Here is a 20,629-nt window from a genome sequence, read left to right on the forward strand (position 1 = left end):
ATGAAATTCCTTTAGATATCAAGCAGCATGTGCGTACAACGCGCACGGGAAACACAGGGCAGGATTTTCTTGCCCGAAGATTTTTCGGCGTCGCTCAGGTAGTGGTCGTGGTGGAAGATTTCGCCATCCAGTTCCAGCACATCGAGCTCGCAACGGCCACAGGCCCCGCCGCGACATAGCGAATCGGGCCCCACCCCGGCCGTCTCAAGCGCCTCGAGTAAGGTCATGTCGGCAGTCACTTCCACCTCCATGTTCGATTTGGCCAATTGCACCTTGAAGGCATCGCCCATCGGCGGCGCGGTAAACTGTTCGCTATGGACATGGTTTTCCGGCCAACCCAGCTCGCGAGCTGCTTCCAGCACGGCGTTTACCATGGGTGCAGGTCCGCAGACGTAGACATGCGTCCCCAAGGGCTGGCGGCTCAGCACCGCCGGGATATCCAGCTGCTGCCCCAGCGAATCGATGTAGAAATGGGCACGCTCGCCGCATTCAGACTTGAGTTGCGCACTGAATGCGCCGTGCTCGGGCGAGCGGAATGCATAGTGCAGTTCGTATTCGAAACCGTTGCGCTTGAGATCGTGCAATTGCGACATGAACGGCGTAATGCCGATGCCGCCGGCGATCAGCACATGCTTGCGCCCCATCCGGATCAGCTGGAACAAATTGACCGGCATGGTGATCTGCAAGACCGAGCCTTCAGCCACGTTATCGTGCATGTAGGCCGAACCGCCGCGCGAACGCTCCTGGCGTCGAACCGAGATGTGATACGCCTGTGTATCGTCAGGAGCGCCCATCAGCGAATAAGCATTGCGATGAATGCGCCCGCCGATGTCCATGGCCACGACGACATGGCTGCCGCCGGAAAAGGGCGGGAAAGCTTGCCCGTCTTCCCGCACCAGCGTGAAATGCTTGACCAGCGGCGTCACCTGCTCGATGGCGGCAACGCGGACATTGACCGTACTCATGGGTAAATTTCCTCAATGGCGGGCACTTCGCCCGGATTTTCGGCGTCGATCATCAAGCCCATGTAGGCGCCGAGATGGCGCGAAAAGTGATCGCGCACGAAGAGCTTCCTGGAGCACTTGCTGCAGGCCACGATATTGGTCGTGACGTTCGGCGTGGTCGCCTTGCAATGGACGCAATAGACCGGTCGCGAAAGGCTGTTGGAAAGCTGCTTCACAATTTCGCTTTCCTGGATATCGAACAGCGCGGCCAGCTTGCACAGCGACCAAATGAAACTTTCCGTCCCCGAGACATAAAAGCGCGTGCCCATCTTCATATCGGGCAAACGGCGATAGAAGGCGTAAAGCGCTTCCATCTGGGTATCGAACACCTGCAATTCGTCACCGACGAGCTTGGTGAGCGTCTGCGAATAGTCCTTGTCGGTGCTGTCGCCCCGCACGTAAAACACGGTCACCGGCTGTACGGGATGCATCTGCTGAAACAGCTGCAATACCGCCATTCCTCCGGCCCCTTTTGCCACGACTACATGCGCCGATGCCTTCTCTTTCCACACCAGCGTTTCGTAGTTCGGCTTGCTTCTGATCCTGTACCCACGTTCCATGATTCCGGCCTCGAATGATTAGAGCGGTTTACTTGGCGCCATCCGGATGCGTACGCAGACGCATCGGATCGTAGAACGGCGTGCGTACCACCCTGGCCTTGGAGGTCTTGCTGCCCACCACTTCCAGCTGGGTGCCGATCTGCGAAAACTCCGGCTTGACGTGCGCCATAGCCAACGATTGCATCAGGTAGCGGCTAAAACTTGCGCTCGTCACAACGCCGATTTCCTTGCCGTCCTTGACCAGCTTTGCGCCTGCCTCGACTGCCGTGGCGGAATCGCACACCAGGCCGACCTGCTTGACGCGCTCGCGTCCGCGCAGCTTCAGCACGGCTTCCTTGCCGATGTAATCGCCCTTCTTGTCGAGATCGACACCCCAGCCCATGTTGACTTCCCAAGGCGTGGTATCGCCTTCCGGCATTTCAAAGGGGAAGAACAGCAGCGCTGCTTCGATACGGGTCAGGTCGAGTGAATTCCAGGAGGCCGCAATCACACCGAAAGGCGCACCGACCTCCAGGATCTTGTCCCAGATCAGGATGGCGTCCTTGCTGGCGCAATACACTTCGTAGCCGCGCTCGCCGGAGTAACCGCCGCGTGCCACATAGACGTCACAGCCGAACACCTGGGTTTTGACGTGCTTGAAATAAGGCAGCGCAGCCAGGTCAAAACCGACATGCGGCGCCAGCACGTCCAGCGACTTGGGGCCTTGCAGGGAGAGGATGTGTACGTCGAGGTCTGCCGCGACGACAACCTTCTTGCCGGCGGCCAGCATGGCCAGGTGTTGCGGCGTCTTGCCACTGCCGTGCGAGACGCGGAATTCGGTCTTGCTGTCGCGGATGATCATGATGTCGTCGCACAGCGCGCCGTTTTCATCGACCTCAGCCGCAAGGCGCGAAGTCCCAGGCTGCATGCTCGTCACGTCGATCGCTACCAGGCGGTCGAGCACGCTTTCGGCATCTTCGCCGCTGACGTTGACGATATTGAGGGCAGACACGTCGTAGAGTCCGGCGCGCGAACGCACGGCGACGACTTCATCATGCGCATCGCTGTGATAGCTCCATGGAATCGGCATGTCGTTCCATGTATCGCCATCGAGCTTGGACCCCAGCTCGCGATGCCTGACGTTAAGAATTGAATTACGCGACATATCTGCCAACTCCCATGATGGATATGAATAACTTAAAGAAAAGATATAGAAAGGGACCAGCCTCTAGAATTCTCTCGATGGCGTACTCCCTAAGGGGTAGCAAGCCACCGAGAAATACTCCTTTAAGCCGGCATGTGGGCGGCTTGCTTCATCGCGCCGGCCATGAACTCGTAAGTCGCCTTCCAGGCCTTGTGCACCTCGTCGGTGTAGTGGCCGCGCAACCCTTGTTCGAGCGTCCAGTACAGTGCTTCACCCACAGTATCGTACTGACTGTCGGACACGCCGTAGGCCACATGGCGTCGGCCGCAAGCCGCGATGGCGGGCGCCAGCCTGTCCATCTGGGTGAGTCCGGTAATCACGAGCGACAGCATGGTGCGCAGGCTGCGCCCCTGCTCTTGCATATCTGCCTTGAACAAGGATCGCAGGCCGGGATCAAGCTCGAACAAACGGCCGTAGAACAAGGTCGTCACGGTATCGCCCAAAGGTTCGGCCAAGGCCCATGTCTTCTGTACCAGCGAAATTTGATGCGGTGTCATCACGCCTCTCCGATGAATGTTTGAGTGCATTGTCGATATCCATATCCGGTTCAACAATTCCTCTTTGGGCTTACTTCGAAAGTGGTAGGAATGCGGCTGAAACCGCCATGAATCAAGGCGTTGCGGGCGTAGGGAAAGGGGTAGGATGGGACATGCTTCTTTGAGAGTACCCCTTAGGGATAATTGTGGATGGTTGCTGAGGCGGATTTAATTTATTCACCATCAACCACTGCAATAAAAGGAGTAATCGCATGAAGTACAAGAAGCAAGCTATCGCCGACAGCCAACCCTCGATGAACGTTGACGGCGTCAAGGCCTGGCTGGGTGACGTGTTCATCTCCGCCAAGAACGAGCCCAACAAGGATCAGCCGCTCTGTGCAGGTTTCTTCCACCTGGAAGCCGGCAAGCCGCTGGACTACACCTACGACTACGAGGAAATGAAGATCGTGGTGGAAGGCGAGTTCAACATCACCGAAGTCAAGACCGGCAATAAGTACAACTGCAAGCCAGGCGACGTGCTGTATTTCGCCGATGGCGATCACATCATTTTCGATACACCGCACCGTGCAGTAGGTTTCTTCTGCGGTCAGCGCAAGCCGCTGTAATACGGCTGTTGCAGCAACGCCATGCCCGGCTCGCGCCGGGCATGGTTCTTACACATGGCAACGAATTAATTCGGGCCTTGCGCCATGTTCCTGATCTCATCCGTGGCCTGGGACGTACGCTCCACCAGCTTGCGCACCTCGTCTGCCACCACCGCGAATCCCCTTCCCGCATCGCCGGCACGCGCCGCTTCAATCGCCGCATTAAGCGCCAGCAGGTTGGTCTGCTTGGTGATCTCGCTGATGGCGTCGGATACCTTGATGATCCGCTGCATATTGGTTTCGGCACGTTCGATCTCGGCCAGATGCATGGCCTTGGCTTCGTGCTCGTGCGTGATATCGCGAAATGCGCCGGCCGATTTCAACGGCCTGCCGAACTCATTGCGCAAAGTCGCTGCCCGTTCGCGGAACCAGACGTAGCCGCGTTCGCGCGTCATCAGCCGGTATTCGACGCTGTACGGCGTCAAGCCGCTCGCATCGGCGATATGCCGGGAGAATTCTTCTAATACGCGGGGCTTGTCTTCAGGGTGGATCGCGCGCGTCCAGCTATCCCATCCATCGGGAAACTCCTCCGCGCTATAGCCGAGCAATGCCCGGAACTGCTGCGACCAGACGATCTTGTTCTCGGGATGGTCGGGGTCGCCGTCCACGATGTGCAAGATCCAGATACCTTCCGTCAATGCCGATTTTGCGAGTTCGAAATCTTCGTACAGCACCGATGCCGCGGCCATCTTTTCCTCGATCTCGGCTTTTTCCCGGGTGACGGCCTCGGCCTGCTCCCGCAGCACCTCGATTTCGGCAGACAGCGCCTCGATCTTGCAGTTGAGTTCGTCTTCACGATCGGCCAGGCTGGCATCGAACTGCCGCCGCAGGGTAAGAACTTCACTTTCGTGTGCCGCTGTCAGCTCGGTCCGATGCCGTTCGACCGATCTCAACGCGTCGCCGACGAAGCTCACAAGTACCGTGTCGAGGCGACTCAGCGCGGTAGGGTCACCGGCAGCGAGATCGCGAATCACCTGTTCTAAGCTGGAAATTCTGGAAGTGCGCAAAAACGGCCAAGACATCGTCCCACTCCTTCTTGTTGATATTTGGATAAAGCAACAGGCAGGAAGCCCAGCCTCCTGCCTGTCGTATTGCGAGCACCAAGGATTAAGCGAGTTGGTTACGCAATTCCTCCTCGATTTCGAAGATGTCGCCGACGATACCGTATTTGGCGATAGTGAAAATCGAGGCGTTGGGGTCGGTGTTGACCCCGATGATGGTCGGCACGTGCTTCATGCCCGCCATGTGCTGGATGGAGCCGGAGATACCCATGGCAACATACAGCTTGCACGAGCTCACCACCTTGCCGGACTGCCCCACCTGGCGCGACTTGGGCAACCAGCCGGCATCGGCAATCGGACGCGAGCAGCACAGCGTTGCGCCGGCCATCTCGGCCAGTTCGCGGAACTGCTCGACATTGCTTTCCTCGCCGATGCCGCGACCGATAGACATGATGAAATCGACGGTCGTGATGTCGATGTCGTTGCCGCCGCCTTGCTCGACGAATTCCAAGTTACGGCTGCGCGACGGCACGCTGCTCATGTCGAGCGTGCTGACCACCGGCGAGCCTGCTTCTTCCACCGGCTTGAACACGCTGGCGCGGAGTGCCAGTGCCACGCAGGTTTTGCCGGGGAAATCGACTTCCACGTTGACCTTCTGGTTGTAGCCGCCGCGCGTCGCCACCAGGTCGGCACCGTCGTATTCCATCTTGAACACATCGGTGGCAAAGCCCAGGCCGCCCTTGGCTGCGAGCGTCGCCGCGTAACCGAGCGTATCCACCGTATGCGGCAACAGCACGACATCCGGGCGCTTGCTCACGATCAGTGCCGATACTGCGGCTTCATGAATTTCGGGGTCGAAATCCACAGTGGGCGTCACGACGGTGACGACTTCGTCCACGCCGTTGAGCGAAACGTCTTTCACGTAGACCGATGACTGTGCGCCGATGATCCCGACCACTACGCGGTCGTCGCCCTGGCGCAACCCTTGTGCTGCACCGATGAGTTCTTGCGTCACGGGGCGCAGTTCGCCGCGTCTATGCTCTGCGATTACCAATATCGTTTTCATTTCATTCCCCCTTGTATTCACGGATGATCTCAATCAGCTTGGCGGCCTGCTCGGCGGGTGTGCCGTCGATCATGGCGGCACGGCCCTTGGTCGGCACGTACATACGGCGGACGCGCGAGGCGGAGCGATCAGCCCCGGCATCGGCAGCGCTCAAGCCGATGTCGCCGAGCGAGATTTCTTCGATGGGTTTGGATGCCGCCTGCTTGATACCGCGCAGCGACGCGTAGCGAGGCTTGTTGATACCGAGCTGGATGGTCAGCACAGCCGGGCAAGCAACTTCGACTTCCTGGGACAATCCGCCTTCCAGTTCGCGACGTACCACGGCCTTGTTGGCGCCGGGCTGGTACTGCAACTCGGCCACCACTGCGGCATGCGGCCAATCGAGGTAAGCCGCGGTCGAGATACCGGTCGAGCCGTAGGCCTGGTCGGACGATTGCACCCCGGCGAATACCATATCGGGCGCTTCCTTCTTCACCACGGCAGCGAGCACGCGACCGATGGCGATGGAATCGGCGCCTTCCAGGGCGTCGTCCCACACGCGAACGGCGCGATCTGCACCTTTAGCCAGGCACTTGCGCAGGCTTTCATCGACGCGGTCGGGGCCGATGGAAACCACCACCACTTCCACTTCGGAGCTGCTGGCTTCCTTGATCTTCATGGCTTCTTCGAGCGAGTAGTCGTCCCACTCGTTAAGGTCGTAGATGAAGAAGTCTTCGTCCACGTCCTTGCCGTCGGCACGGAACTCGAAGTCCTCGTCCAATGCTGCGACCTGCTTTACTGCAACCAATATCTTCATGGTTCTCTCCTGAGAGACTGTTTTAAGAATAGCTACTTGGCACGAAAGGATTTACGTGCAGCGGTCGGCAAACCACTTGAACACCGCAAATCTCACCGTCGGGTCGGGGTCGTCGTGCAGCCCCCATTTATCTTCTGCATGCAAGGCGGCGTTGCCGACCAACAGCATGCGATGCAGGTAATACGGGTCTTGCAGCAAGGGCAGTAGCGTGTTGCGGCCGGCCTTGCGGTTGAGGATGACACCGCGTCGTACGTCGTCTTCCGGGTGCCGGGCCAGGGTTCTCAACACTGTTTGCGACGTGTTCGCATTGGAGGCCACGCCGCTCAGCACATCGACCGAATCATCCTCGGCCAGCTTGTTGAGCAGCGACGGCTTGGCGTTCGCGTGATACGCCACGGCGGCCCGGACCCAGGGGTCGTTGTCCTCCGCAAGTTGAGTCAATAGCAACTCCGGGCATCTGGCATTCCGTCCGACCGCACGGCGTACTTCCGTTTCTTCATCCCTCGCCAGGGTTTGCAGCAATTCATCCGGCGTGGCCGGGTTACGCGCCAGCCACTGGCGTACCCAATGATCTGGATCGTTGGCCAAATACTGCATGAGCGAAGGCGCGAGATCCTCACGGGCCGCAATGCAGCGCCGGACGGGAGCAGCTTCGTCGCGAGCGAGTTGCGGGATCGCATCACCCGGCGTTGCGACGTTGCTCGCCACGCCCCGCCGTACGCCGGCATCGGGATGAACAGCAAGTCGCTTGAGGGCAGCCTCGCCAAGTCGGCTATCGCGCGCCACCTGCCTCAGTACCACCGGCTCGTTTTCCTCGGCGGCAAGCGCCATGACAGAGGACGGGCAATGCGGATGCCCTGCTACGGCCGCCCGAAGATACGCATTACCGCGCCGATAAATCGCCTCGAGCACGGTTGCAGGGGTAGCGGCATTGGCCGCCATGTCGCTGTCGAATGCTTCCGGCATGCGGCGATTGATGGATTCGAACGCATCGCAGCCGGCGGTCGGATTGCCGGCGACAGCCTTGAGCACTTCCTGGTCGTCGCTGATCGCCGCCAGGCGTGTCAGCAAGTCAGAAGGGGCTTGCCGGTGCTGGGCAATCAAGCGAATCAGCGCGATCTGTTTTTCGTCCCGGTACAGGTCGGCCAAGGCCTGCGACGGCGTACCGGCATGCTTGTCAAGGCGGAGGCGAATAGCGGTATCCGAATACCCGGCCAGCCGTGCCAGCACCGAGGGCGGCGTATGCTCCCAACGGGCCAGCATCAAGGCGTTGCGCCGCTGGGAGAACATCATCGCGGCCAACCGCTCGCGCAACTTCGGCGAAACCGCCTCATACACGGCAGCCGCGGCATGAAGATCACCCGTGACCAGGGCCAGGGCGGCTAAATCCTCCACCCTGGTCGGCACGTCGCTCTCAGATCTCAGCAGCAACAACCTCGTCTTCCCATTCTTCATATTCGATGCACTCGTCGATCAGCTCGATCAGCTCGCGCACGACGAACTTGCCTTCAAACCCTGAGGTCTTGAGCGCGTCCTCGAACATGGTCAGGTCCTTGGGGCAGGAGACGATGAACACTTGCAGCCCTTCGATCGTCCCGGCTTCCTTCATACGGTTGGCCGAGGGCTTTTCCAAACCGACCGGATCGGGAATCCAGATGCGGCCGCCGCCTGCACCGCAGCAGAAGGAGTTGTCGCGGTTGCGCCCCATTTCCACCAGCTCGCAGCCCAGCATCTTGATGATGTCGCGCGGTGCGTCGTAGCCCTTGTTGTAACGGCCCAGATGGCAAGGGTCGTGGAAGGTCACCCGGTAATCGAGCTTCTTCTTGAGCTTGATGCGACCCTGCTCGATGAGCTGTTTCACCACGGTGGTGTAGTGCTGGATCTCGAACTCGCCACCGAAATCCGGGTACTCGTTACGGATGGTGTTGAACGAGTGCGGGTCAGTCGTGACGATGGACTTGAAATCGCAGGATTGCAGTGTGCCGATATTGGATGTCGCCAACAGCTCGTACAGACCTTCTTCACCCACGCGGCGCACGTCGTTGCCGGCGTTCATTTCCGACTCGAACAGCAGGCCGAAATCGACACCGGCGTGGTGCATGAGCCGGGCAAAGGCTTGCGTGACCTTCTGGTTGCGCGGGTCGAACGAGGCGTAGTCGCCGACGAACCACAACAGATCGACGGGCTCCTTACGTGCGTCCTTGACCTCGAACGGCAGCGCCTTGGTCCAGGCAGGACGCTTGCGCTTGGAATCGCCGAAGGAATTCCCGGTCTTGTGGATCGCGCCCAGCGTCTTTTCCAGGATGGGATCCATATCGCCGTCCTCGACCAGCTTGCGGCGCATCTGCACGATGATGGGCACATGCTCCACCGCTACCGGGCAGATTTCCACGCAGGCCATGCAGGTACGGCAGGACCACAGGGTTTCCATGAAGACCTGGCCCACGTCCTTACCGTGGATGTCGAGTTCCGCCTTGTCCGGCAAGGTGCCCGAACTCATCGCGTTGTTGGCGAACTCGCGCAGCGACAGGATCACGTCGCGCGGCGACAGCGGGGCACCGACGGCATTAGCCGGGCAAGCCTCGTGGCAGCGGCCGCACTTGGTGCAGGCGTCAAGGTGCAGCAACTGCTTCCAGGTGAGGTCGGTGATGTACTTGTAGCCGGCGCTCTCCTGCTCTTCCGGCACCTTGGGCAGACGCTGTGCCGGCAACGGATCGCGGAACATCAGCGACGCAGAGGCCGTGAAGATGTGCTTGATCTTGGTGTAGGGAATGCAGGCGACGAAGGTCAGCGCCAGCAGGCCATGGAACCACCACAAGCCGCTGCGCAGCGTGCCTGCACCTTCGGCACTGAAGCCGATGCCCTGCATGACCTGGGCGATGAGAGCGCCTACCGGCGACCACCAGCGGTAGTCCCACACCGTAGGCCGATCGGCCAGCCACACCAGACGGGTCGCCTCAAGAATAAAGCCGGTGACGGCGATGAGGATGAACGACCACAGGAAGGCCCAGTCCTCGCGGCGATAGCCGCTACGGTCGTAGTCGGGATCACCCGGCTGACGATCGGGCCGCGTGTAGTCGAGCTTGGGCAGGTGCAGCCATTTGCGGCGGTACATCATGTAGAGCAGGCCGCCGATAACGCCGACGCCGGCGAAATCGAGAATCAGCGAGAACCACAGATAGAAACTGCCGTACCAGAAGTGCCAGCCGAACAAGCGCGCCGTGAAGTCGTATTCCAGCGTGATGGTGACCGTACCGAGGAACAGCATGATGAAACCGAAAAAGATGAGCTTGTGCGCACGTCCGGCCGACTTGTCGCGGCGGACTAGGGTGCGGTGGGTGAGCATGGTTTTCGCCATGTCGCCGAAGCGGTGCAGCAGTTCGCCCCACGATCCGTCGGGCTGACCGCGCCGGTATTTACGGATTTGCGCGTAGGTGCCGTAGAGAAAGACGGCGATCGCCGCATAGCCGAAGGCGTAGAACAAATAGATCGCCTGGGGCTGGAAATTCTCGAACAGCACTCGGGTGATTTCTCTGGGATCGCTCATGGGGAGTTACCTATTCGAAATTGCGTGACTGAAAAACTGTGAGCATCGAAAACCGCCGCCGCGGCAAACCGCGGCGGCAGGTTCCTTGCTAGACCTTGTACTCGATCTTGAAGGTGCCGCCCGGCATGTGCGGGGCGCCCCAAACCGCGACTTCGCGCTTGTACGGCAGCGGATATTGCGGATTGGCTTCTTCGATCTCGCGGGCCACGCGATGGCCGGTGAAGGTCGCATCGGCGATCAGGCGCGGTGCTTCGGCATCGCCGATCAGGTACACACCCTTGATGCCGTTGGCAGCCCACTCGCCTTCGCGTGCCTTCAGCTCATTCCACAGTGCATTCTCGGAATGACGTCCGGTCACCAGGATCAGCGAGTCGAACTCGACCCAGCGATGGGTCTTGTTCGCATCGCGCGGTGCAACGCCGGGACCGCGATAGCTACGCTTGGAACCGTCGCCCCAGATGTTGTAAACCTCCAGGCGGCCCTTTTCGATCTTGGAGCAGAAGTGATCGCCCATTTCCTCGACGCCCAGTTCGTGCAGGCGGCGCATCATGTTCGGGTACTCCAGCGTGAAGTGCATGTAGTTAGCCAGATGTACGCCGGACACGATGGTCACTTCGTGGCCTGCCGTCGCCAGCTTTTCGGCCAGGCTCGGTGCCATGAAGTAGGTATCGGCGTTGAGGATCACGACGCGCTTGCCGATCTTCTTCTTGCCTTCGAACACTTGGTCAGGCGTGAGTTGATCGGGTTGCGAAGCGTCGGCACCCGGGATCGGATCGTGGGTCAGGCAGTTGGTGCCGTCGGTATTCCAGGTAGCGCCAGTGGCGATGATCACCTTGTCGGCACCGTACTCCAGGATATCGTCGGCGGTGAGGCGCTTCTGACCCAGGGCGATGACGGATTCCTTGTTCTGCTTCACCAGCTTGTTGAGCTGGGTTTCGCGGTAGTCGCGGTGATAGCTCCACTCGCCCAGACCCGGCAGCGTTGCAATGCTGTTGAGGTGACCGCCAACCTTCTCGGCGCTGTCGTACAAGTGCACGGTATAGCCACGCTCCATCAGCACACGGGCTGCTTCAGAACCGGAAGGACCGGCACCGACGACCAGCACGGAATCGTTGGAGCCCTTCTTCTGGAACTTCTCCGGGTGCCAGCCGCGGCGGTATTCTTCACCGGCCGTTGCGTTCTGCGTGCAGATCATCGGAGGGCCGCCGATTTCCCAGCGGGAAATACAAACGTTGCAGCCGATACAAACACGGATGTCGTCGTAGCGACCTTCTTCCACCTTCTTCGGCAGGAACGGATCGGCGATGGACGGACGGGCGCAGCCGATGATATCGGCGTAACCCTTGGTCACGATCTCGGTCATCTTTTCAGGATCGGTATAGCGACCGACGCCCAGCACCGGCTTCTTGGAAACCTGCTTGACGAACTTGGTCCAAGGCACTTGGTGGCCTTGCTGGTAGAAGCGGGAAGGACCGGCATCTTCGCCCCATTCGGCGATGTCGCCAACGTCCACGTCCCACAGGTCGACCAGCGGATCGGCCAGTTCGACGAACTTCATACCGTCGACTTCGACTTCGATCTGGCCCGGGCCGTACACGGTGTCCACGGCGAAACGGGTTGCGATGGCGCAATCGCCGCCGACCGCATTACGCACCTTTTCCAGCGTTTCCAGCCAGAAGCGTGCGCGGTTTTCCAGCGAACCGCCGTACTTGTCGGTGCGCTTGTTGTAGTACGGGTTGAGGAACTGCAGCGGCAGGTAGGAGTGCGCGCCGTAGACGTAGACGATGTCCATGCCGGCATCGCGAGCACGCTTGGCCGCGTCGACATAGTATTGCTGGACCATGTTGATATCGCTCTGGTCCATTTCCTTACAGTAGGTCAGCGTTTCGAATTCCGAAGCGATCTGGCTGGCGCCGCGCGGGGTAGCACGCGACTCCATACAAGGTGCGTGTGCGCCGCCGTACCACAACTCGACGCCGGCCAGCGCGCCGTACTTGTGGATCTCGTCGGTCATCGCACGCAGGTTGCGCACGTCGCCTTCGTCCCACAGGCGAGCGGACAAACGGTGGGTGTCGTCGGACTCGGGGTGGATCGAGCAATACTCGGTATTCATTGCAGCCCAGCCGCCCTCAGCCTTCATGGAACGGTGCGCAGCCTGGAAGCCGGGCTTGTCGGAGCCGGCGCCGATGCAGTGCGGGACCTGATAGAAGCGGTTGCGTAAAGTCTTCGGACCGATCTGGATCGGCTCGAACAGAATGTCATGCTTGGGATCACGTGCCATCTTTTCCTCCTGTGGGTTGTACTCGTTAAACGTAGAGGTATTTTCGGCACGCGGCAGGGGCCCAACAATTCTCCTTACGCCTTACTACCAAGGTGTTAGTCGGCCTGTCCCAACGGGGTAAATCAGGAACACCTGAATTAGTCGGGAATAAAAAAAGTGGGCGGATTGCTCCGCCCACTTCGAGGCACGCCTGCGGGAAGACAGGCGGGAGGTTGCTGCGTTACAGGCTGTGGAAGAAGTACACCACCAGTACGCCTGCACCGAGGGCTACGTACGGCAGGATGCCCGCGCGGTTGGTAACCCCTGTCTCATTGGAGGCCAGGTGCATGTCTTCCAACATGGCTTTCGGGAACACGCCCTTATCCTGAACGAAGTGACGGTAGATGAAGACCGGAACGATCAGCGAAGCGAAGATCAAGCCGGTCTTGAGAGTACCGGCGCCCCACACATCGGCACCCAGGCCCATCATCGACAGATTCACGTAGCCCAGCAATGCGCCGCTCAGCAACAGGAGCGTAGGGGCCTTATAGGGGCGATCCCAGTTCGGACGATCCATGCGATGGATCCAGCCGGAGTTCAGGTTGAGGAAGTTGAAGATGATGTAACCGACGTTGGACGCAGCCAGCACGAACACGTAGTCGGACATCAACAGCAGAATCAGGTTGAAGCAGAGGTCGGTCCACATCGCACGGGTCGGTGCGCCGTGTTCGTTGACGTGGGAGAGATACTTGGGCAACCAACCGTCTACGGAGGCCTGGTACAACGTACGTGAAGAACCGGCCATCGAAGTCATGATGGACAGCATGAGCGCGAGCACCAGCATCACTACCAGCACACCACCGATGAACTTACCGCCGCCCAGCATGTTGGAAAGCACTGCCGCAACACCCATGCCGCTGTAGATATCGGGAGCAAGCATACCGTTGTACACCGCAGGCGTTGTTACCTTGCCGGCGGCATCGGTAACTGCAGGGGTGACCAGGTGACCCAGGCCGAGGTGACCTTGGAAAGCGATCGGCACCAGGGTGAATACTGCGATACACAGCAAGCCGGAGTAGAAAATGGCCTTGAAGGTGTCGGTCTTGGGGTTTTTGAATTCACGGGTATAGCAGACGGCGGTTTCGAAACCGTAGGTCGACCAGGCTGCGATGAACAGGCCACCCGCCATCAGTTTCCAGCCTTCGATGCCCCATACGCCGTCGATCACGTTACCGGCAGGGTCATAAGCCAGCGGTGCGAACGGGAAGAAGTGCGCTTGCGGGATATCGCCGGTGAAGATCGGCACCAGGCCGATGAGCATCAGCGGGATCAGGGCGGTGATACCGAGGACCAATGTCGCCTTGGCGGAACGCAGGATACCGCCGTGCTGAATGGCGAACACCGTCAGCAAGACCGCCGCGCCCAGGATGAAGGTGGCATTGATGCGGAGCACCAGGCCATCCTTGATCGCACCGAGGTCGAGCAGGGTGATTTGCCAGGTATTGATGACTGCGTCGGGGGCGAACAATGCATTGAGCATGTAACCCGCCGCGAGGCCCGATCCGATGGCGAGCACGGGAGACCAGGCGAACCAGTTACACCAGACCGAGACCGGCGCGATGAACTTGCTGTACTTGACCCAGGCAATAGCACCGTAAACCGATGCGCCGCCGGATTTATGCGGGAACAAGCCGGCGATTTCAGCATAGGTAAATGCTTGGATGAAGCCGAAGCCGATCGACAGCATCCAGACGATCCACGACGGTTTGCCTACGGTTGCCGCGATCGCGCCGATCGAGAACAGCACGAGGGCAGGCACGCCGCTGGCTACCCAGAACGCGCCCTTCCAATCGATCTTGCGATGCAGTGTTGCATTTTGCGCGACCACATCATCGGCAAGGTCTGCCGTGATCGCGTCCATTACTGGTGGATTTTTCAATTTGAACCCCTTTACGTTAGTCGGTTGACGACGATGCCTAAAAAACCCAACCCCCCTCTTCCCACATCGCCGTTGTTACCTGGTGCCCTTGAAATTTCATATTTTTAAATGACATGCACAACTTCTGCATTAAGTTCATTCTGCGGATTTCCCGCATGCCCCAACAATTCCCTTTACGGATTACTCCTTAAGAGGTAATGGGATTTTGTTATCTTTTTTAGCATACCCATTTGGCATGATCGCCACAGACATCCAAGGCGCTTCGGTCATGCCGCACGGGCTGTCTTGATGCAGAGTTCCTCCGGCCGCACCATATCCGAGAGCACCGCCTCCGGCGGCACGCCTGCGTCTACCGCAACCTGAGCCGCATCGCGCACCATATCGATATTGCCGCTCAAATACACCAGCCACTGCGAAGATAGCGGGATCTGCTGTAACGCCAGGTTGGAAGCTCTTCCGTACTGGCCGTGTTCGGGCAGCCGCTCGCGCGATAGGCAAGGCGAATAGTGAAAATTCCGGTTGAGGCTGGATAAGGCGCGCAGCTGCTCCGTCAGATAGAGCTCTTCGCGGTAGCGTACGCCGTGATAAAGATGGATCTCGCCGCGATGACCTTGCCGCAAGGCTTCGCGCGCCATTCCGTAGAGCGGGGCCAGGCCGGAACCCGTGCCGATCATGAGAATAGGCTGGTCGAAACGGCTAGGCGTGTAAAAACTCCTGCCTTGCGGCCTCTCGATGTACAACGTGTCGCCGGGACGCATTTCTTCATGCAGCCAGCGGCTGACTTCGCTACCCGCAACGCACTTGACGTGAAGTTGCAATTCGCCGTCGATGCTGGGGGCGCTGGCCAGTGAAAAGCTCTTGACCCGGTGCTCGTCGATCCACACGCGGATGTATTGCCCTGCCTTGTAATCGGAGACCTCCGGACAGGACAGCCTGATGCCGATAATCCCCGGCGTAAGTTCCGCAACACGTATGACGGTTGCTTTTAGCCGATGGTCGATTGGATGTGCCGATTTCATGGCCGATTTCCTGTCGCTATTGCTGGGAATAACGGACAAGATACCGGCATCCGGCGATGGAAATAATTGTGTTGAAGAAGTACTCCCATGGTGGTATCCCGTGGGAGTAAGAACTTGGAAGCTGCTTTACTGATAGCGGCTGACAAAGCGCCGGGCGCAGTAAAGACAGAGCCCGCTGCATGCGCCTATGATGATCACCGCCAGGATATCGGCATTCGGATAGCCCCAGAACTCGCTCATCGCACGGCCTTTCGAACTTTTGCAAACATCAGGGATAAGCCAGCAAACCGGTATCGCGCATGCGCGAACGGCCGAATTCGGAGAGCCGCCAGTTGAATCGCAAGCTTCCGGGTATCGTGGGGGTACGGTCGTCGAGCCGGCTGGAAACGCGCACGATGAGACCTGCTGCCGCCAATTCATCCAGCGCCACGCGGATGCTGTTGACCCAATAGTCGCCCGAGAGGTTGTATTCCTTGAGGACCTTGGAAATTAAATCGCTATCCCAAATGCTCGCAGCCTTGCTGATTTCGACGAGCAGAAAACCTTTCTGATGCAGTTTCACGTCCCCTCCTCCACAGGACCGACCTCACGTAGTTGCGCGACGGATTCCGCCGACTCGCCGAACATCACAAAGCTCCCCAGGACCGTCAGCGCCAACCCGACGAGGAAATACCATTGCGGCAATTGCAGCGTAAACGCCGCGATGAAAATCAAGGCGAACACTGCGTACAGATTGCCTACCGCCTCGCCGCGACCGACTCCGATCAGGCTGAAACTCTTGTAGAAGGCGGTATAGCAATAGGCGTGACACGCGGCCGCCAGGAAAATCCACAACATGGCTCGGCTTTCCGTCACGGTAGAAAGAATCAGCGAACCGATAGGCAAGTCGGTAAAGATCGCCAGCAGCGGCAGGATCAACAGCCCCCAGAACAAAATCTCGAAGCTGAACCGGCATTGAATGCCCACGTCGGGATCGGTCACGTCCATTGCACGAGCTGCGACCGCCCCCTCGGCTCCCCAGCCGATCGCCGACATGATGCCGCCGACATACCCCAGCCAGGCATGGCTGCCGGAAAGATCCATCTCGCCCAGCAGCCCCGGTCCGTAGATGACCATGCCGCCCAGGATGATGATGCTCATGCCGATGGCGGCCTGGCGGGAGATTTTTTCCTTATACCAAAGCGTGGCAATCACTGCCCCGACCACGGGGTAGAACAGCGAGGTGATCGCCGCGAACACCGGACCGACGTAGCCCATGGCCATGTAGGAACCGAAAATCGCCATCGGCCCGCCGAACAGGGAGGCCAGCGCATACCACTTCGATATCTTGCGAAAGCGCACCATGGTCCGCCCATAATCGCGAACCTTGCCCAGCACGCCGTTCCACAACAACAGGAACAGCATCACGGTAATGGCATGGATCCAGGTCATTACCGCGGTCGCGGCCAACCGTAGCGATTGATCGTCTGCGGCAATCAGCGAAAAGGGCTGTTCGTACCACAGCGCGGTTCCCGGCACATACCAGGCACCCCATAGCACCGCCGTCCATAGCGCCCACATGAAGCCCCAGCGCTGGTTGCGAGCATGATGCCGGTGTATAGCCAGTTCCAGGGCGTTGCTCATACCATCGCTCAAACGTTCAGGAAACCGGTCACTTCCAGGCCGAAACCGGCCATGCTCGGCATCTTGCGAGGCGCCGTCATGAGGCGCATTTTGGTGACGCCGAGATCGCGCAGGATTTGAGCACCAATGCCGTAGTCGCGCAGCTCGTGCTTGACCCGAACCGGCTCGCCGGCAAAACGCACGCGGTCGATCAAATCGCCATTGCCCTCGGGGCGCCGCAACAGCACGATGACGCCGCAGCCTTCCGCCGCGATCGTCCGCATCGCTTGCGGCACGCTCCACGCATGGGCCTGGCTGTCGCCGTCGAGCAGATCGAGGACCGACAGCGGTTCGTGCACCCGCACCAGGATTTCCTCACCGGGCACCGGCTCGCCTTTCACAAGCGCGAGGTGGGTTTCGTCGGCGGTCCGGTCATGATAGGCGATCAGCCTGAACTCGCCGTGGGCCGTCTCGATCACGCGCTCGGCTGCACGTTCCACCAGGGTTTCGTTCTCGCTCCGGTAGCGGATCAGGTCGGCGATGGTGCCGATCTTGAGGCCGTGCACCGCGGCGAATTCGCGCAAGTCGGGCAAGCGCGCCATGCTGCCGTCGTCCTTGAGGATCTCGCAGATCACGGCGGCAGGCTCGAGCCCCGCCATGCGGGCCAGATCGCAGCCGGCCTCGGTATGGCCAGCACGCACCAGCACGCCGTCGTTTTGCGCGATGAGCGGGAACACATGCCCGGGGCTGACGATATCCTCAGGACGTGCCTCGGCGGCCACCGCGGTGAGGATGGTATGCGAGCGGTCGGCCGCGGAAATGCCGGTAGTGACGCCATGCGCGGCTTCGATCGACGCCGTGAAATTAGTGCCCAGGCGCGTCCCGTTGCGCTGCACCATGGGGGACAGGCCGAGACGGTCGCAACGGTCTTGCGTCAGCGTCAGGCAAATCAGCCCCCGCCCGTGCTTGGCCATGAAATTGATGTTTTGCTGCGTGGCGAACTCGGCACCGAGCACCAAATCACCTTCATTCTCGCGGTCTTCCTCATCCACCAGCACGACCATCTTGCCGGCGCGGATGTCCTCGATGATCTCGGTAATCGGGCTGATGCCGGGGGCCAGCAGCCCGTCGAAGCCCAGAAATGCTGGATTGATGTCGTTCATGACTGCTTGCCCTCAATCACCGCATAGGCCGAGTGATTGTGGATGGACTCGAAGTTCTCGCATTCCACGGTATAGGCACCGAGGCGCGGTTCCTCATTGAGCTGGGCCGCGACGTCGCGCACCATGTCTTCCACGAACTTGGGATTGTCGTAGGCCAGCTCAGTCACGTATTTCTCGTCCGGGCGCTTCAGCAAGCCGTACAGCTCGCTCGACGCCTGGCCTTCCACCAAGCCGATAATGTCTTCCACCCAGATGAACTCGTTGATCTTCGCTGTTACCGTGACGTGCGAACGCTGGTTGTGCGCGCCGTAGTTGGAAATTTTCTTGGAGCATGGGCACAGGCTGGTGACCGGGACCAGGACCTTCACCGTGATGCTGTACTCGCCGTTCTTGACCTCGCCGATGAAGGTGACGTCATAGTCCAGCAGGCTGGTCACCCCGGACACTGGGGCCGACTTGTTGATGAAGTAGGGAAAACTCATCTCGATGAGCCCGGACTGGGCTTCGAGGCGATGGGCCATCTCGCGCAGGATGGATTCGAAATTCTCCATGGAAATCTCGCGGTCGTTGACGTTGAGCATCTCCACGAAGCGCGACATATGCGTGCCCTTGAAGTGATGGGGCAGATGCACGTACATATTGAACATCGCCACCGTGTGCTGCACGCCGCCGCTCTTGTCCTTGACCTTGACCGGGTGACGCATGGACTTGATACCGACCTTGTCGATGGCAAGATGCCGTGTATCCACCATGCCCTGGACATCTTCTATAGGAAAGTCGACGACTTGATTCATTTGTTTGCCCCACTCATTCAACTGATTTCCGGTTCAGCGCCGCCGTGCTTTTTTAAAGCCGCAAACCGACGCCTCTCTAAAAAAGCGAAGGGGGTCATGGGATATACATTGTCACAACCCGAGTCGCTACGGACTGCTAAGACGTACACCGATGCGCGCGCTCCCGACCCCCTTCTCAAACCTTAACCATTCCTGGTTAAGAGAGGAGACAAGCCGATTGGCTCTGAGCTTCCAAAGCTAACCAACTTGGGGTGAATTATTCAGCCTGGCTAGCACTCGGCACAATTCCAACTAAGGATTACTCCCTTGGGGTTAGCCGTTTTACTCTTTAGCCGTATATCTACGCGCACTCATCAAACCGGCATGGCTCAAGCCAGCGCCTGCTCAAGATCCGCGATCAAATCCACCACATCCTCCAGCCCTACCGATAGGCGTACCATGCTCTCGCTGATGCCGCGTCGCGCACGTTCTTCCTCGCTCATGTCGTGGTGCGAAGTGGTGACCGGCTGAGTCACCAGGCTTTCGACCCCGCCCAAGCTCGGCGCCAGGCTGATGATCTTGAAGCGCTCCACGACCTCGCCAGCATCCCGCTTGGTAGAGTCAACCTCGAAGGTCACCATGCCGCCGAACCCGCGCATCTGTCGTGCAGCCAATGCGTAATCGGGAGAATCCGGCAATCCGGGATAGTAGACGCGGGTGATGGATGGATGCGCTTGCAGGAAGCGGGCAATAGCCAGGGCATTGGCGTTGTGGCGTTCGACTCGTAAGGTCAGCGTCGCCAGGCTTCTCGAAAGCTTATGCGCGGTTTCGGGCGCCAGCATCTGCCCCAGGTTCTTGCGCCAGGGACGTACCGGCGCCAGCAAGGCCCGGGTTGCCGCCAATACCCCGCCTGTCAGGTCGCTATGACCGCCCAGGTATTTGGTAGCGCTTTGCATGACGATATCCGCGCCCAGCTTCAAAGGCTGCTGGTTGATCGGTGTGGCAAAGGTGTTATCCACGGCCACCAGCGCACCATGGGCGTGGGCCATGGTGGCAATTTTTTCGATATCGAGCAGTTCCAGGCGAGGATTGGTAGGCGTTTCGAAAAACACCATGCCCACGCCGTCGGCGAGCAGCTGCTCGAGTTGCTGCAAATCCGAGGCGAAAAGCTGGTAGGTCGAAAATCCCAGCCCGGGGAGCTGCTCCGAAAGCAATTCGAGGGTGCCGCCATACGCATCGCCGATGCAGACGATGCCGCGACGGCCGTGCGCCAGAAACAAGGCCGACAGCGCGGCCATGCCCGACGAGAAGACCAAGGCGGCCTCCGCATCGTCCAGGCTGGCGAGCTTGGCCTCGAGGTCTTGGATGGTGGGGTTGGCCCCGTAGCGGGTATAGAGAAAACCTTCGCGATGCCCCTCCACCACATCCAGCAGCTGGCGCGTCGTATCGAACTTGAAGGTCGTGGTGTCGTATAGCGGCAAATGCGGCGAGCCGAGCGCATCCTTGATGGCCCCGCCATGGATCATTCTGGTCGCTGTTCCTTTTCCGTCCTTAGCCATGTTTAGCTCCTCTGCT

17 protein-coding genes and 2 pseudogenes are annotated in these 20,629 nt (G+C 59.5%); 1 reads left to right on the forward strand and 18 read right to left on the reverse strand.

Features of this window, described 5'->3' with window-relative positions; genetic code table 11:
* Positions 1–11 precede the first annotated feature (11 nt).
* The 4 genes from NMK_RS04855 to NMK_RS04870 all read right to left on the reverse strand — a co-directional run bounded on the left by NMK_RS04855 (position 12) and on the right by NMK_RS04870 (position 3,244).
* On the reverse strand, positions 12–965 hold the full coding sequence (locus NMK_RS04855; RefSeq protein ID WP_109014634.1) for a PDR/VanB family oxidoreductase: 954 nt from the start codon (positions 963–965) through the stop codon (positions 12–14).
* Entirely contained in the window at positions 962–1,564 is a 603-nt protein-coding gene (locus NMK_RS04860; RefSeq protein WP_109014635.1) for a dimethylamine monooxygenase subunit DmmA family protein, read from the reverse strand. The genes NMK_RS04855 and NMK_RS04860 overlap by 4 nt, the downstream gene beginning before the upstream one ends.
* A 28-nt stretch (positions 1,565–1,592) precedes the next feature.
* Positions 1,593–2,708 (reverse strand): aminomethyl transferase family protein, encoded by a 1,116-nt coding sequence (locus NMK_RS04865; RefSeq protein WP_109014636.1) that lies wholly within the window; start codon positions 2,706–2,708, stop codon positions 1,593–1,595.
* A 122-nt stretch (positions 2,709–2,830) separates the two neighbouring features.
* Positions 2,831–3,244 (reverse strand): globin family protein, encoded by a 414-nt coding sequence (locus tag NMK_RS04870; protein ID WP_109014637.1) that lies wholly within the window; start codon positions 3,242–3,244, stop codon positions 2,831–2,833.
* Between the two features lie 251 nt (positions 3,245–3,495).
* On the opposite strand from NMK_RS04870, the gene NMK_RS04875 reads away from it, so the two are divergent.
* Positions 3,496–3,849: a cupin domain-containing protein gene (locus NMK_RS04875; protein ID WP_109014638.1), complete on the forward strand. Its 354-nt coding sequence runs from the start codon at positions 3,496–3,498 to the stop codon at positions 3,847–3,849.
* Between the two features lie 83 nt (positions 3,850–3,932).
* Here NMK_RS04875 and NMK_RS18980 read toward each other — a convergent pair.
* The 14 genes and pseudogenes from NMK_RS18980 to NMK_RS04940 all read right to left on the reverse strand — a co-directional run.
* Positions 3,933–4,157, reverse strand: a pseudogene (locus NMK_RS18980) (methyl-accepting chemotaxis protein); the annotation flags it as partial.
* Between the two features lie 12 nt (positions 4,158–4,169).
* Positions 4,170–4,910: pseudogene (locus tag NMK_RS18945) on the reverse strand (PAS domain-containing protein); the annotation flags it as partial.
* An 85-nt stretch (positions 4,911–4,995) separates the two neighbouring features.
* Complete coding sequence (locus tag NMK_RS04885) at positions 4,996–5,955, reverse strand: electron transfer flavoprotein subunit alpha/FixB family protein (RefSeq protein ID WP_109014640.1); 960 nt, start codon at positions 5,953–5,955, stop codon at positions 4,996–4,998.
* Position 5,956: 1 nt separating this feature from the next.
* Entirely contained in the window at positions 5,957–6,751 is a 795-nt protein-coding gene (locus NMK_RS04890; protein ID WP_109014641.1) for an electron transfer flavoprotein subunit beta/FixA family protein, read from the reverse strand.
* 51 nt (positions 6,752–6,802) lie between these two features.
* Positions 6,803–8,182, reverse strand: coding sequence for a DUF2336 domain-containing protein (locus tag NMK_RS04895; protein WP_146187128.1), 1,380 nt, complete (start codon positions 8,180–8,182; stop codon positions 6,803–6,805).
* Positions 8,166–10,298 carry a heterodisulfide reductase-related iron-sulfur binding cluster gene (locus tag NMK_RS04900; protein WP_109014643.1) on the reverse strand — a complete coding sequence of 711 codons (2,133 nt, stop codon included), beginning with the start codon at positions 10,296–10,298 and terminating at the stop codon, positions 8,166–8,168. Before NMK_RS04900 ends, NMK_RS04895 begins: the two co-directional genes overlap by 17 nt.
* An 88-nt stretch (positions 10,299–10,386) precedes the next feature.
* Positions 10,387–12,579, reverse strand: a complete 2,193-nt coding sequence (locus NMK_RS04905; RefSeq protein WP_109014644.1) for an oxidoreductase — start codon at positions 12,577–12,579, stop codon at positions 10,387–10,389.
* Positions 12,580–12,799: 220 nt separating this feature from the next.
* The gene (locus NMK_RS04910; RefSeq protein WP_109014645.1) at positions 12,800–14,479 is read right to left on the reverse strand and encodes an APC family permease; all 1,680 of its coding nucleotides are present in this window, start codon (positions 14,477–14,479) and stop codon (positions 12,800–12,802) included.
* Between the two features lie 284 nt (positions 14,480–14,763).
* Entirely contained in the window at positions 14,764–15,516 is a 753-nt protein-coding gene (locus tag NMK_RS04915) for an FAD-binding oxidoreductase (protein ID WP_109014646.1), read from the reverse strand.
* Positions 15,517–15,784: 268 nt separating this feature from the next.
* Positions 15,785–16,078: a hypothetical protein gene (locus tag NMK_RS04920; RefSeq protein ID WP_109014647.1), complete on the reverse strand. Its 294-nt coding sequence runs from the start codon at positions 16,076–16,078 to the stop codon at positions 15,785–15,787.
* Positions 16,075–17,139 carry a DMT family transporter gene (locus NMK_RS04925; RefSeq protein WP_109014648.1) on the reverse strand — a complete coding sequence of 355 codons (1,065 nt, stop codon included), beginning with the start codon at positions 17,137–17,139 and terminating at the stop codon, positions 16,075–16,077. Before NMK_RS04925 ends, NMK_RS04920 begins: the two co-directional genes overlap by 4 nt.
* Positions 17,140–17,147: 8 nt before the next feature.
* On the reverse strand, positions 17,148–18,281 hold the full coding sequence (ribBA, locus tag NMK_RS04930; RefSeq protein WP_109014649.1) for a bifunctional 3,4-dihydroxy-2-butanone-4-phosphate synthase/GTP cyclohydrolase II: 1,134 nt from the start codon (positions 18,279–18,281) through the stop codon (positions 17,148–17,150).
* Positions 18,278–19,075: a GTP cyclohydrolase FolE2 gene (folE2, locus tag NMK_RS04935; RefSeq protein WP_109014650.1), complete on the reverse strand. Its 798-nt coding sequence runs from the start codon at positions 19,073–19,075 to the stop codon at positions 18,278–18,280. Before folE2 ends, ribBA begins: the two co-directional genes overlap by 4 nt.
* A gap of 368 nt (positions 19,076–19,443) precedes the next feature.
* On the reverse strand, positions 19,444–20,613 hold the full coding sequence (locus NMK_RS04940) for a trans-sulfuration enzyme family protein (protein WP_109014651.1): 1,170 nt from the start codon (positions 20,611–20,613) through the stop codon (positions 19,444–19,446).
* Positions 20,614–20,629: the final 16 nt, after the last annotated feature.

The sequence above is a fragment of the Novimethylophilus kurashikiensis genome, assembly GCF_003112435.1.
Lineage (GTDB): Bacteria > Pseudomonadota > Gammaproteobacteria > Burkholderiales > Methylophilaceae > Novimethylophilus > Novimethylophilus kurashikiensis.